The 14,094-nt window shown below is 56.0% G+C and carries 9 protein-coding genes; 1 reads left to right on the forward strand and 8 read right to left on the reverse strand.

Going from position 1 to position 14,094, the window contains the following annotated elements:
* Positions 1-116: 116 nt before the first annotated feature.
* Complete coding sequence (locus CIK92_RS07540; protein ID WP_094388677.1) at positions 117-386, reverse strand: hypothetical protein; 270 nt, start codon at positions 384-386, stop codon at positions 117-119.
* Positions 387-705: 319 nt separating this feature from the next.
* On the opposite strand from CIK92_RS07540, the gene CIK92_RS07545 reads away from it, so the two are divergent.
* Complete coding sequence (locus CIK92_RS07545) at positions 706-2,358, forward strand: leucine-rich repeat domain-containing protein (protein ID WP_094388678.1); 1,653 nt, start codon at positions 706-708, stop codon at positions 2,356-2,358.
* Between the two features lie 112 nt (positions 2,359-2,470).
* Here the strand turns inward: CIK92_RS07545 and CIK92_RS07550 are convergent, their stop codons facing one another.
* The 7 genes from CIK92_RS07550 to CIK92_RS07585 all read right to left on the reverse strand — a co-directional run bounded on the left by CIK92_RS07550 (position 2,471) and on the right by CIK92_RS07585 (position 13,880).
* Positions 2,471-3,166 carry an LrgB family protein gene (locus CIK92_RS07550; protein ID WP_022309995.1) on the reverse strand — a complete coding sequence of 232 codons (696 nt, stop codon included), beginning with the start codon at positions 3,164-3,166 and terminating at the stop codon, positions 2,471-2,473.
* Positions 3,159-3,551: a CidA/LrgA family protein gene (locus CIK92_RS07555; RefSeq protein ID WP_094385463.1), complete on the reverse strand. Its 393-nt coding sequence runs from the start codon at positions 3,549-3,551 to the stop codon at positions 3,159-3,161. The genes CIK92_RS07550 and CIK92_RS07555 overlap by 8 nt, the downstream gene beginning before the upstream one ends.
* A gap of 456 nt (positions 3,552-4,007) precedes the next feature.
* Positions 4,008-5,528, reverse strand: a complete 1,521-nt coding sequence (locus tag CIK92_RS07565; RefSeq protein WP_094388680.1) for a M1 family aminopeptidase — start codon at positions 5,526-5,528, stop codon at positions 4,008-4,010.
* A 74-nt stretch (positions 5,529-5,602) separates the two neighbouring features.
* The gene (locus tag CIK92_RS07570) at positions 5,603-8,533 is read right to left on the reverse strand and encodes a pitrilysin family protein (RefSeq protein ID WP_094388681.1); all 2,931 of its coding nucleotides are present in this window, start codon (positions 8,531-8,533) and stop codon (positions 5,603-5,605) included.
* A 95-nt stretch (positions 8,534-8,628) separates the two neighbouring features.
* Complete coding sequence (locus CIK92_RS07575; RefSeq protein ID WP_094388682.1) at positions 8,629-10,476, reverse strand: DUF4954 family protein; 1,848 nt, start codon at positions 10,474-10,476, stop codon at positions 8,629-8,631.
* A 24-nt stretch (positions 10,477-10,500) separates the two neighbouring features.
* A complete protein-coding gene (gene hflX / locus CIK92_RS07580; RefSeq protein ID WP_094388683.1) occupies positions 10,501-11,748 on the reverse strand; it encodes a GTPase HflX in 1,248 nt (415 codons plus the stop codon).
* Positions 11,749-11,912: 164 nt separating this feature from the next.
* Positions 11,913-13,880 carry a sialate O-acetylesterase gene (locus CIK92_RS07585; RefSeq protein ID WP_094388684.1) on the reverse strand — a complete coding sequence of 656 codons (1,968 nt, stop codon included), beginning with the start codon at positions 13,878-13,880 and terminating at the stop codon, positions 11,913-11,915.
* Positions 13,881-14,094 lie beyond the last annotated feature (214 nt).

Here is a 14,094-nt window from a genome sequence, read left to right on the forward strand (position 1 = left end):
GTGTTATTGTCGTTGTCGTTGTAAGTCAGCGCCCCGCAGAGATGACCGTTGTCGCAGTGGGAGTCATACCTGTTGGGCATGACAAAGTTAGCAATAATTTCTGACACAATGCCACTTTACCGGATATTTCTTGCATAATCGTCGAAGAAATGCTCTGCCGCATTACCCCAAATGGTCATTAGGCCGTCAGGTGTGTTGCGATTAGCTGCAGGCGTTACCTGTAGCAGGACATAATATAGGATGATATAAACACAAAAAGCCATGGCGGCTGTTGTCGGCTTCGCCTTTTTGGTGACGGTGGCGACGCCAGTCGGAAAACGAGTTTTCCTCCTTGTCATCACCACCATCACCAACGCCATGCGCTGCATGGCGACAACAGTCGCCATGGTAAAAAAAAAGCGGCCGTTGGCCGTTCAAAAAGTCCGCCGTTGGCGGTAAAAAAACAACTGCTTGTAGTGGCTCATCGAAGAGAGCAATGAAGAAGAGGTGTTATATATCGACAAGAAATAAGCTAATCACTTTTTGTATCTTCTTATGCGAGTATATAGAGAATATCGAAGCGCATGTTACTCATTTCTTGTTGGCAGAGTGGGCGCGTGATAATCGAAAAATGCACCGGAGGTGGGAAAAAAGTCAACATTTATTTGCAGGTGTCTCTGCTAATTAGTACTTTTGTCGTTATACGCAACCATACCTAAAAGCAATATGAATGCAAAACGACTATTACTCCTGACGGCTGTATGCCTGACCATCGGAGTCACAGAGGCGCCTGCCCAGGGTTTTCTCAACAAGCTAAAGAAGAAGGGAATGAAAATCATCAAAGATGCCGTTCCTAATCCCGTGAAAGACGTGACCGACGCGGCTTCAAATCCAGAACGCGTAGTAAACAGAGCCAAGAACCGTGTGACCGGCGGCCATGCCTCGCAGAATGGCGACAGCCGACGCTCCCGAGCCCAGGCGACCAGTCGTGCCGCCACTGGCCAGCGACGCGAGGTAAAACCTGCTAAAAAGGAAATCACCATCAAACTCTACCGAGGTCTGGGACCATCGACGTGGGAGGGACGCAAGACCTTGCATACCCCCAAGCCACCTATGCAGTGTCCCAAGCAGCCCGACTGGTTTACTTCACTCCCTTTCCCATATGAAATGGACAACGCCACCCTCGCCGAAGAGTGTGCGATGATAAACAATTGGGTCCAGGATGGCAAACCATCGTGCGAGCCGGTGCTCGTGCGTCGTGAGCAGATTAACGATGAAATCTCCGCCCGTCATCATGCTCTCGACAAAGCAGTCGAATATCTGCTCAGCGACCACGAGAACGAAGACGGCTACTACGAAGCGGCTGAGCCGCTGGAGGACGATTTCTTCAAGCATGCCATGCAGTCAGACCTGGCGCCCTTGTACCCAGGGCTGAATGAAAAGACCGTAGAGTATTTCAAAAGCATAGACCGCAAGACCAAGGAGATTACGGTGCGTGTGTATGAGGGCAACTCGGCGTATGATAACAAGATGCATATCGGCGAGATGTGGTTCAATCTGCACTTCGGTGACCGCACAGCAACCCTCGAGAGGCTGGACAATGACGAGTCGGTAGGCAAAGACTATACCGTGCCTTCCACTGTGCGCTATGCAGGTTGCGTCTTCCGCGTGACGGAAATCGGCGCAAGCGCCTTCCAAGGCATGAAGATGCGGTCGGTGACACTCTCGCCGGGTCTGAAGGTCATTGGCACCCACGCGTTCTACGAAACCCGCATCTCAGAAATCAGCATACCGCCCACGGTGACCAAGATAGACTCCCACGCCTTCGGTGCAAATCCCGCACTCAAGCGCATCGTCCTGCCCAACAGCGTGAAGACCATAGGACGTGGCGTCTTCTCGGGTTGTACCGGGCTCACCGAAGCCGTATTGCCCAACCGCGTGGAAACAATGGAGAATACGGTGTTCTGGGGTTGCAAGTCGCTCACCAGCGTGACCCTGCCACAAAACCTCACCGAGCTGGAGGAAGCTACCTTTAGAGACTGCACCTCGCTTACCCATGTCGACTTGCCCCAGTCGGTAGCTGTCATCAAGGAAAACGCATTCTGCAACACTGCCATGACCTCTGTACCCTTGACCGAGAGCCTCAAGGAGATACGGAGTGGCGCTTTTGAGGACTGCAACAGACTCACTTCGGTCTCGCTGCCCAACCGCGTGGCGTTAGACATGTGGGCGTTCAAGAACTGCAAGTCTCTGCGCAAGGCAGCCATCGGCGTGCAGTACAAGGACATACCCGACGATGTCTACATGATGTTCATTGGCTGTCCGTTTGCCCAGAAGCCACTGACCAAGATGCCCGCCTGCGTGACATTCAACGAGTAGAGCCCCTCTCTCTACACAGATATATCGGCCGTCATGGCCTTAACGACAAGAGCAGCCCATCGGGGCTGCTCTTATTGTTAGGTTCCTATAGACCGTATGCTGCTGGGCGCTCTCAGCTCATCAACTCGACGACGGAGGGGGTAAGCAGCGCGGTCAGTATGCCGTTGAGCGTGAGTCCGAGGCTGGCGTAGGCTCCCACAAACTCGTCGCGCTCCATCGCCACCGATGTGCCCACGGCATGCGATGCCGCTCCGAGCGACAGGCCCTTGGCCATGGGGTTGTGTATATGGCCCACCGCCATGAGCTTGAAGCCCACCACGCCGCCTATGAGTCCGGTTATCACGACGATGGCTGCCGTGAGCGACGGTATGCCGCCCAGTGTCTGCGTCACCTCCATCGCTATAGGCGTGGTCACCGACTTGCTGGCGAGCGACGCCACCACCTCGCGCGAGGCGCCGAGCATGCGCGCTGTCGCCACCACGCTGATGATGCCCACGATGCACCCCATCATCTGCGAAGCCAGTATCGGCAATATCTGCTTCTTGATCTGCGACAGCTGCAGATAGAGCGGCACTCCCAGAGCTACCACCGCAGGCTTCAGCCAGAACTCTATCATCTGTCCGCTTTTGTGGTAGGTGTCATAGGGTATGTCGCAAGCTGTGAGAAACGCTATCATCAGCCCTATCGCTATCAGTATAGGGTTGAGCAGGATGGACCCCGTGCGGCGCTGCAGCATCTTGGCACCCTGGTAGATGCCGAAGGTGAGCGCCAGGAGGAAGTACTCGTTGGTCAGGATTTGGTCAATCATGCTTGCTCCTTTCTTCCATCTTGTCCTTGATTTTGTTCGTAATCTTCTTCTCGCCCTTTGCCACCACCTGGTGGGTGTGGCCCGTGACCAGCAGCACCAGGGCGGTGCTTACCAGTGTGGCGCCGACGATGGGCAGGAGCTCTGCCCTAATCAGGTCGAAGTGCAGCATCAGCGCAACGCCTGGCGGCACGAAGAAGAAGCCCAGATTGGCTATCAGGAAGTCGGTAAGACCTCTTACCCATTCCAGTTTTATCACTTTTACCTTCAGCAGCAGCGTGAGCAGCAGCATACCTATGATGCTTGAAGGCAGTTTCACTCCGGTGAGCATCGTTATCAGCTCGCCCGCAGCCATACATCCGAAGAGGATGAAGCATTGTCTGACCATAATTTACACGATGAAGGGTTATCCTATTAACACTCTTATAATTGTAATCGGGTGCAAAGGTATATAAAATATCCGACATGGCGTGTACTCATGCCCCTAAACTTTAGGATAGCCCCCTTGCAGCCCCCGCGTTACGCCCCGCCATCGCCATCATGCCCTTGCGAGGCGTCGGGGCGTCGCAAGGGGTTGTGCAGCAGGCGTCTGCCGACTTTCTGGTGACCTCTGTCGGTTCGTATCTTATGTTACGGGCTCACGTGCCTTACGATACGTGTCCTCGTAACATAAGTCACGGGCTCACGTATCGTATGACACGAGCCGCCAATGTGGCTCAGTGGCTCAGCCAGTGGGCCCGGCAGAGCGCCGCCAACGACAGAGAGCAGCCTGTGGGGGCTGCTCTCGTGGTCTTGTAGGGTCAGTATGCTGGCGGGCGTCATCGCCCTTGCGCTATGGATGGTGCTACTGGTTCAGTCGGCGCTCTATCCAGAGGCAGTCGTCATGGCTCAGCCGTCGGCTTGTCTCAGCCTCGAAGTCGTGCTGGCTGCCTATGCGCTTGGCAGCAAGATGGTGCATGAGGTCGAAGAAAGCCTTGTCGCCGATGCGCTGCTGCAGGTCGTAGAGCAGAATAGCACCCTTGTGGTAGAAAGTGTGCTGCGAGCCCTCGGCCTGGCGGGCCAGGCCCTTGATGGGGCAAGCTGTGCGTGCCCACTCGCGGTAAGCCTCTATATAGTCATCAAAGACGGCAGACCCCAAGTGCTGCTTTATGGCGCACAGCGAACTGTACTGGGCAAAGCTCTCGTTGAGCCAGTCTTCCCACTGGTCAGTGGGTGCCGATGACCACCAGAAGTGCCCAATCTCATGGGCAAGCAGCTGGTACAGCCATTCGTTGTAGCGCTGACAGCAGCAGACGATGAAATTGCGTCGGCTGTAGGCACCGCCGCCCCCTGCAGGAAAGAGGAATATACGCAGCTGTCGCCCGTTGGGCTCAAGGCGGTACAGACGGGTGTAGTAGTCCATTATCTCAGCACTGCGGACAGCTACCGAGTCGGCATCGGCGTCGGGGAATCCCAGCGATACCACCTCAATCTTACGCTTGTTGTGGCTGACGGTTTTCTGCTTGAGGTCGGGCGAGGCGATGATGGTGTAGTCGAAGCCCTCCCAGGGCTGCGCCATATGCCAGGAGTCGGCCTTGCGGCTGATGATGCCCGAGCCGGTAAGCTCGAAGCCTGGGGTGATGTGGATGTCGATGTTGGCGGTCGACGTCTCGTGGTCGATGTCTATCGGATACCACCCCATGTAGTAGGTGAGCATGACCAGACTGCTGTCGCAGGCGGCAAAACCATCTTCGGGTATGCTGTCGAGCCGGCAGGTATAGGCAGTGGTGATGCGCGCCGCTCCCCGCGCTGTCCCGGCGTCTATGCGCAGCCGTCCCGATGGGCTTATCCAGGGTGCCTCGATGTTTTTTGCAAACTCGTAGCGGGCGGCTTGTCCATTGACAGCCACTTGGGACAGCTGGGTATGCCGCCACAGATAGAGGTCGGCATGGCTGTTGCCACGGAAGTCGATGTCAATGTCGGCCCGCACATCGATGCGCTTGGCGGCAACGTTTATGGTCAGGTCTATGTCGTAGCTGTTTACGATGGGGGTGTTGTTGAGCTTGGTGGCAGTGTCGGTCTGGCATGGTCGCGGCGACTCTGATGCTGCTTCTATCCTTGCCTTGCGCAATCGGTCTTTGACCTGGATCCATCGGCTGTCGCTGTGGTAGGGCCTTAACCGAGGCTCGAGCAGCAGTTCGGGCAAGAGGTCAGCATCCCGGGCTCCGTAGAGAGTGGCCATACGGTCGAGACTGTAGAAGAGGCTGTCTTTGCAGCCTTGTCGGGCAAAGTTCATGGCATGCCCATACAGGGTGCTTTCGCTCTGGCATGCTGCGGCGATGGTCTGCAGCAAGGCGATGATGATGGCAATGGTTCTGGTTTTCATGTCGGGTGTTGAAAAGAAAACCTCGGCAGCGCCACAGGGCGCTGCCGAGGTCGTTATAGGGTAACGTGTGGATATTAATAACCGAATATCTGCTCGGTGGTCACGCGGTGGATGGGGCCAATCTTCTCGAGGGCTTTCATGTCGAGGCTCTTCTCGTCGCCCAGGATGATGTAGCGGTAGGGCTTCTTGGCCATGGTGCGCTGCTCAAAGTCGACCACGTCCTTGAGGGTCACGCCGGGCAGTGCCTGGTAAATCTTCTCGTTGAGGTCGTAATCGATACCCTTGAAGCGGGCTTCGAGATAGGCGTTGATGACACCAAACTTGGTGACTCTGTTGCTTGCCAGCTGCTTGGTGAGCGCCTGCTTGGACAGGTTGAACGCCTTGTCGCTCTGCGGGATGGTGTCGAGTATCTCGTTGAAGGTGCGTATGCAGTCCATCATCTTGTCGTTCTGCGAGATGATATAGGTAATTCCGTACTCTGGATGTCCGGGCTTTGGCGAGTTGTTGTAGAACGCGCTGGCGCTGTATGCCAGTCCGCGTGCCTCGCGCAGCTCCTGGAAGACTACGGTGTTCATGCCTCCGCCGAAGTACTCGTTGAAGAGGGAGCTTACTGCTGCCTCGTCGGGGTTCCACGACTTGTTCTCATTGTGATACATTACGAGATAGATGTTCTTGGCGTCGTAGGGCGCAATCCACACCTCGTTCTGTGGAGTGGTCTGCTCCATGTAGTCGCGGTTCTTGAGCGGCTCAGCCATCTTCTTGGGAGTGGCGTGCTGCTTGTCGATGATGGCTGTAAGGTCCTTGACGCTGCGTGGGCCATAGTAGAGTATCTCGTGCTTGTATCCGGGCAGTGCCTTGATGAGGTCGATCAGGGTCTGTGGGTCGGTGGCACGCATCTGGTCAATGCTCATCCGGTTGAGCTGGCTGTTGTACTCGCCATACTGAGCCAGGGCGCGCAGGGCGTTGAAGTTGGCGCGCTGGTTCTTCTTGCTGTCTTCGCGGTCTTTGACATAGAGACCTACCACGTCGTCATAGGCCTGCTTGTCGGCCTTGGCGTTGTGCATCATGTCCTCGGCTATGGCGAGCGCCTTGGGCAGGTTCTCGTCCAGACCGCTGATGATGAGGCTCAGGTTGTATGTACCCACGCTGAAGCGGGTCTGGCATCCCAGCTGGTACAGCTCCTTGTTGATGTCGGCCAGCGTCCTGCTCTTGGTACCGATGTAGCTGAGGTAGTCTGTGGCAATGGGGTAGCGGTTGTCGGCCGATGAGCCAAACTCCCAACGCATTACCATGGTGCTGAGTCCGTTCTCGGTGTTGTGCTTGTAGATGATGGGCAGTCCCTTCTTGGTCTTGGCGAAGGTGAGGTCGCGCTTGAAGTCTACAAACTGGGGCTGGATGGGCTCCACTTTAGCGTTCTTGATGTCGGTGAGGAACTGGCTCTGATACTCTCGGTTGCTGGGGATGGCGGTGATGGCTGGCTTGTCTATCTTCTTCTGCGTAGAGTCTACACCCTGACGCTTGTAGACGGTCACTACGCTCTCGGGCGAGAAGTAGCGGTTGGCAAAAGCCACAATCTGGTCTTTGGTAATGCGCGACACGCGGTCGAGGCTGGTCACCACATCTTCCCACTTCTGGTCGTTGATGAAGGCGTTTACAAACATGTCGGCGCGCGAGTCGTTGCTCTCCAGGGCGCGATACTGCTGCACCTTGTAGTTGTTGATGACCGATGCGAGCAGATTGTCGTCAAACTCTCCCTTCTTCAGTCGTTCCATCTGGTCGAGCAGCAGGGCTCGGGTGTCTTCGAGCTTCTGTCCCTTTACGGGGATGGCGATGAGGTTGAAGCTGCCGTAGTCGTGCAGACCCTGGTAGCCGGCATAGGCACCCATGATCTTCATGGGCTGTACCAGGTTGAGGTCTATCAGACCCGCCTTGCCATTGTAGAGCAGTCGGCCCATGAGCTCGAGCGTGTCGGCAGCGGCACTGTTGGCCTGGGGCATACGCCATGCCATAGCCACCATCTCGGCCTCCTGGCCAACGACGCTACTGTCGCGTGGGGCGGTGATGGGCTTCTCTGGCGCGTACTCCGGACGGCTGAGGTTGGTATTGGGCTTCCAGTCGCCGAAGTACTGGTCGATGGTGGCGATGACCTTGTCGGGGTCCATGTCGCCCGCCATGCAGATAGCCACATTGTTGGGTGCGTAGTAGCGGCTGAAGTAGTTCTTGATGTTGACTATCGAGGGGTTCTTCAGGTGCTCCTGTGTGCCGATGGTGGTCTGCGTGCCGTAGGGATGGGTGGGGTAGAGCAGCTTGTTGAGTGCTCCCCACATCTTGCGGTTGTCCTGCGCGAGTCCTATGTTGAACTCCTCGTAGACAGCCTCGAGCTCGGTGTGGAAACCGCGTATCACCATGTGCTTGAAGCGGTCGCTCTGGATTTTGGCCCAGTTGACCACCTCGTTGGAGGGAATGTCCTCGACATAGCAGGTCACGTCGTTGCTGGTGTAGGCATTGGTGCCCTCGGCTCCGATAGACGACATGAGCTTGTCGTACTCGTTGGGGATGTTGTAGCGGGCTGCCAGCTGCGATACCGAGTCTATCTCGTGATAGGCCTTGCGTCGCTGCTCGGGGTCGGTCATCTTGCGGTAGCTCTCGTAGCGCTGCTCTATCTCGTCGAGGTAGGGCTTCTCCTTGGCGTAGTCGGTGGTGCCAAACTGATAGGTTCCCTTAAACATAAGGTGCTCCAGATAGTGAGCCAGACCGGTGGTCTCGGCTGGGTCGTTGCGCGAGCCGGTGCGCACGGCGATGTAGGTCTGGATGCGTGGCTTCTCCTTGTTTACACTCAGGTACACTTTCAGACCATTGTCAAGCGTGTAGATGCGACTCTTCATGGGGTCGCCCTTCACGGTCTGGTACTTGTAGTCCTTGGCGATGGCTTGCAGTGCCGAGGCCAGCAGGACCAAACCTAAAGCCAGGCCGCGGCCCAGCATACTCATAAAGGTTCTGTTCATATTGATATTTGATGATAATATTGTTACCTATTATTATAATAGACGCATGAACGGCTGGAATTGTGACGATTTTAACATACTTTTTGACAGTGGCGTCAGTTCTCGTAGTCTATCTCGTGGTCGAGCAGATTGATGAAGTCGTCGAAGACCTCGCGCTCCACGTCGCCCATATTGAACTCCTTCTCGGCGTCCTTGCGTATCTCGCTTATCCACATACGGCGCGCCTCTACATAGTCGGTATGTATGCGGTCTATGTCGGTTTGGGTGATGTGGTCTATGTGGTAATAGTCGAGTATAAGTCTGTAAGTCCACGCCCACTGATAGTCGCGATAACGGCTGTCGATGGCCACAAACTCGTCGATGATGCTCTGCACGTCGTCGAGGGTGCCGTCCTTAATCTGCTCGATAAGCCGCTGTTCCTCGCTCTCGGGCAGCAAGAGTCCTGAGAGGTCGCTCCAGGCACCTTCGCCTATGGTCGATGCGGGTGGCTCTACGGCTCCGTAGCGCTTGAGCACACGCTTGACCACGGCACCCATATAGATGCGCAGCGCCATGTCGTAGTGGCTGATGCCCATGCGCAGCGAGGCGGCGTTGATGACATACATGTGGTAGTTGTAGGTCGACACGTTGTCGCCCGATGCCTCGCGCAGCCGCTCCAGGATGGCTTTGCCCTGTATGACCTCGTTGACGGAGAAGGGCGAGAGCCAGTCGAAGTTGACGATGCTGCGGTGCTTGCTCAGCGGACGTATGTCGCGCTTGGGCCACTTGCGTATGTCGCGATACAGACCTACCGTGGTGAGGTTGCGTCCGGGCGAGAGATACATCGTGTCGCCATAGGCAATGAGGTAGGAGAACGGTATGCAACGCGTATCGGGATGATACATCAGTTTGCCGAAGCACACGGAGAACGTGCCTATCTTGGCGGGCATCAGGATATAGGCTCCGCTGGCTGTCTTGGCACCTCGCTCGAGTATGCCGTAATGCATGGGGCCCATCTTGTAGGCATGGTTGGAGAAGTTGGTGGCAGAACCGGCGTTGTAGAAAGAGAACTGTCCGCCGATGAGCAACGAACTCTTGTGGTGTGAGGCGGTAAAGGGTCCGCAGAAGGCGGCGCAGGCTTCACCGTTGCTCATATATGAATTGGCGAAGAAGATGCTCTGCGAGGCGGTAAATCCGTTGCTTATCTTGCAGGCTTCGCCCACAAAGCAGTCTTGCATCTTGACCGAGTTGATGACCGACGAGCCGTCGGAGATGATGGAGTTTTCACAGATTACACCTGTGCCGATATAGACGGGCTGTCCTACGCTCTGCAGGGTGCAGTCGCTGAGTCGCGAGGCACCGCTTATCTCGCAGTCGGGCCCTATCACCGAGTTGATGATTTCCTTGGTGTTGACAATCTTGACTCTCTCGCCGATGGTGCCACGGTCGGGCATGGTGCAGTTGATTTCCTCGCGTATGAGCCGATAGATGGTGTCGCGCAGGTGATGGTCGCTGTGGTGCTTGACCATGAAGGCGGCAAACTGGCTGTTCAGGAGTCCGAACATCATGATGTTGCCTTCGCCCACCTCGTTGAGCACCGACACCACGTTGCCCTGGCCGAAGGTGGCGCCCTCGATGGTCTCCATCACACAGACGTTGGAGATGTAGCAGTTGGCTCCGATGGTGTAGTTGTTGATGTAGTTGCCTATGTTCTCTATCAGACAGTTGTCGCCGATAGTCACATTGCGCAGGGTGGCATTGCGTATGCCCGAGTGCTTGCTGAAGCCGGGGGTCACCTCAATGGTACGCTCGAAGACGCCAAGGCTGACGTCGCCGTAGAACATCACGTTGCGCAGATAGTCGGGCGTGAAATCTTCGCTCACGCTTACGGCAGTCCAGTCTTCAGCCTGGCAGCCATTGAGTTCCAGGATATTAATCTCCTGTTCGCTTAATAGTCGCTGCATAGTTCATGGATAAAAAAGTTATACTTATTCTTCAGATGGATATAAAAAGTCGTTGTAGGGATATTTCTGAACATGGAGCTCGCGGATTTTGCGATAAAGCACATCGCGGAAGTGGTCTATGTTCTCTCGCTCACGGGCAGAGATGAAGATACAGTTGTCGCTCATCTTGGCCATCCACGTACGGCGCAGCTCGTCGAGCGTAACGTTTTCGCGGGTCATCGGGGTGAGGTCGTCTGCCTCCTTCTCGACCCAGTGGTAATTGTCTATCTTGTTGAAGACAAGCATCATAGGCTTGTCGGCCGAGTCGAGGTCCTTGAGGGTCTGGTTGACCACCTCTATCTGCTCCTCGAAGTCGGGGTGGGAGATGTCTACCACGTGGACCAGCAGGTCGGCTTCGCGCACCTCGTCGAGGGTCGACTTGAAGGAGTCTACCAGGTCGGTGGGCAGCTTGCGGATAAATCCTACGGTATCGGCGAGCAGGAAGGGGAGATTGTCTATCACCACCTTGCGCACCGTGGTGTCGAGGGTGGCAAAGAGCTTGTTCTCGGCGAATACCTCGCTCTTGGCCAGGAGGTTCATGATGGTCGACTTGCCCACGTTGGTATAGCCCACGAGCGCCACGCGCACCATGCGGCCGCGGTTCTTGCGCTGTGTAGTCTTCTGCTTGTCTATTTCCAGCAGTCTCTGCTTGAGCAGCGTGATGCGCTGCAGGATGATACGGCGGTCCATCTCGAGCTGGGTCTCACCAGGGCCGCGCAGTCCCACGCTTCCCTTGCCACCGCCCGAACCAGAGCCACCACCCTGACGCTCAAGGTGGGTCCAGAGGCGCTGCAGACGAGGCAGCATGTAACGATATTGCGCCAGTTCGACCTGAGTCTTGGCGTTGGCGGTCTGTGCGCGCATGGCAAAGATATCGAGGATGAGGCTCGTGCGGTCCAGGATCTTCACCTTGAGCTCGTTCTCGATGTTGCGCATCTGCTTGGCAGACAGCTCGTCATCGAAGATAACCATACCGATTTCCCGGTCGTTGTCTTCTTCGTCTTCTATATACTGCTTGATTTCTTCCAGTTTACCCTTGCCCACGTAGGTCACCGTATTGGGGCCGTTCACTTTCTGGGTAAACCGCTTTACGGTCACCGCTCCAGCCGTATCGGCCAGAAACTCCAATTCGTCTAAGTATTCTGTCGTCTTCTCTTCGTCCTGGTCTTTGGTGATGAGTCCCACCAGTATAGCAGTCTCTGCTTTTACCTCTGAAATTACAAATTCTTTCATCTATAATATATAATATGTGGACAAAGGTAGTGAAAACCGAAAACAATACAAAGAGAATTGTCCCTTTTTTTACCATCGGGACCTATTCTGCCAGTGATAAAGACGGTATAACCCTTGCCGCGGATGAAAGATATGTGCGGCAAGGGTTATACGGTCGTGGTAGTTTATGGCTTGGCGGGCTCTGCCTTGACCTTGGCAGGTTCCACCTTGATTTGGAATGGGGTGGTGGGCAGCCCGGCAGAGTTGTAGAGGTTGGCGTCGTCGGGGTTGTCGCCCCAGGCATATCTTACCATCATCGGCACGACGCCCTTGGGGGTGGTTAGCCTTACCTGGTTGGGCGCCGCCACTTCGCCCTTGGCCCAGCGGTAGACGCCATCGGCACCTGCCACGGCGAAACCGCAAGCATAGCCGTAGCGGTCGTGACAGACGAGCGTCTCGGCTTCGTTGCGGAGGGTGAGCAGTATGTTGCCGTCGGCAGTACGCTCGGCTCTTACGGGCTGGGGACTGTCGCAATAGACATCGTGCATTCCATACTCATGGTTGAGAGCCATGAGCGACAGACGGTTGGCCACGGTCTGCTTGTCCTTGGGGTGCACGTCGTCGGCCTCGCCCACATCGATGATTACTGCCTGACCCGTATGAGGCAGGCTGAGCGTGGCGTTCTGCGCATCGCGCAACGTGGCCCAGCTGCTCTCCGCCGGTGTGTCGACAGCCTTCATGAAATTGGCTAGCTGAACCCAATAGAACGGCATCTCAGGCCGCTTCCACTGCTCTCTCCAGTCGTTGATCATGGCAGGGAAGAGGCGGTAGTACTCCTGGGCACGGTTAGCATTGTTCTCGCCCTGATACCAGATGACGCCCTTGATGCCATAACGGCAGATGGGGGCAACCATAGCGTTGTAGAGACGCGAGGGATACTTGTTGGGATTGTCGGGCACGAAGCCTTCGAGGTCTTTGACGGCAGAGATGCGGTATTTCCACGGATGCTTGAGGATGGGAATGCGCTGGCTGCCCACGCGGATGAAGTAGAGATAGCGCGGGCCGTAGCAACCGCCGCCACCGTGGTCGTCGATGATTTTCACGGTCAGCTCGTTCTTGCCTGCCTTGAGCACGCCGGCAGGTATGGTGTAGGTGCGCTTGACGGTAAATCCCTTGGTTTCGCCTATGCGCTGGCCGTTGACCCAGGTCACGTCGTCATCGTCTATCATGCCCATGTAGAGGGTGGCCTCCTTGCCGGTCAACTCTTCGGGCACATCAAACTGGGTGGTGGTCCATACCACGCCGTCCATCTTGGCGAGCGTGTCGATGGTCCACAGTCCCGGTACTTCAAGTCTCTGCCAGTCGCTCTTGTCAAAGTCGGTGCGATACCAGCCATCGCGCTCGCCACACTCTTCCCTTACGGCCTTGTCAAACTTGGCTTTGAGCACCTGCCAACGCTTGGCCTGGGCGTCGAGGTCGGCGGTGCGCATCTCTTCTACCAGCGGGTTGTATTTGGGGAACGACTCTATCGCCTTGGGACTCATCCAGGTCTCAATGTCGGTGCCTCCCCACGAGGTGTTGATGATGCCCACGGCGCAGTTGAGCCGCTTGGCGAGTTCGCGGGCAAAGAGGTAGCCCACGGCGGTGAAGTCGCCCACCGTCTCGGGGGTAGATACCGTCCAGCTACCCACGACATCGGCTTGGGGAGTCTTTGCCATCGTGCGTTCCACCGTGAACACTCTGATGCCGCTGTTGTGGGCAGAGAGCGCAGCCTCCTCGGCGTTGTCGGCGCTGCACAGTCGGAACTCCATGTTGGACTGGCCGCTCGCTACCCATACCTCGCCCACGAGGATGTCGCTCACGGTCAGGCTCTCCTTCCCTGTGGTCACGGTCATGGTGTAGGGCCCGCCATAGTTCATCGCCGGCAGCACGGCGAGCCATGTGCCGTCTTTCGCCGTGCGCACGGTGGTGCGGTGGTTGTCTATCGTCACCGTCACCTTCTGACCCTTGTCGGCCCAACCCCATACGTTTACTGCCTCGCCGGCCTGTATCACCATGTGATCGGTTATCACTGCCGGCAACTTCAGCTTTGCCGTTACGCCCGTGACAAGCATCAGGCATAACATTACTAATATTGTCCTTCTTTGTTTCATGATAATTGTATTGTTTAAGTCAACTGTATTGCTGTCTTTTGCAAAGATAGTGCAAACCGAACGCCATAAGCTCGCTTAGATGGCTGAGGTGCCGCCTATCTTCTGCAAAGATAGCCATATAATCTGACATACAGCCCGTTTTTGCCATTTATTGCAGGTCGGAGATGCAAATTGCGCTCTTCTCCCTGCTCTCCGTGCCGCCCGAGTCATCCCC

Source organism: Prevotella sp. P4-67, from assembly GCF_002251325.1.
Taxonomy (GTDB): Bacteria; Bacteroidota; Bacteroidia; order Bacteroidales; family Bacteroidaceae; genus Prevotella.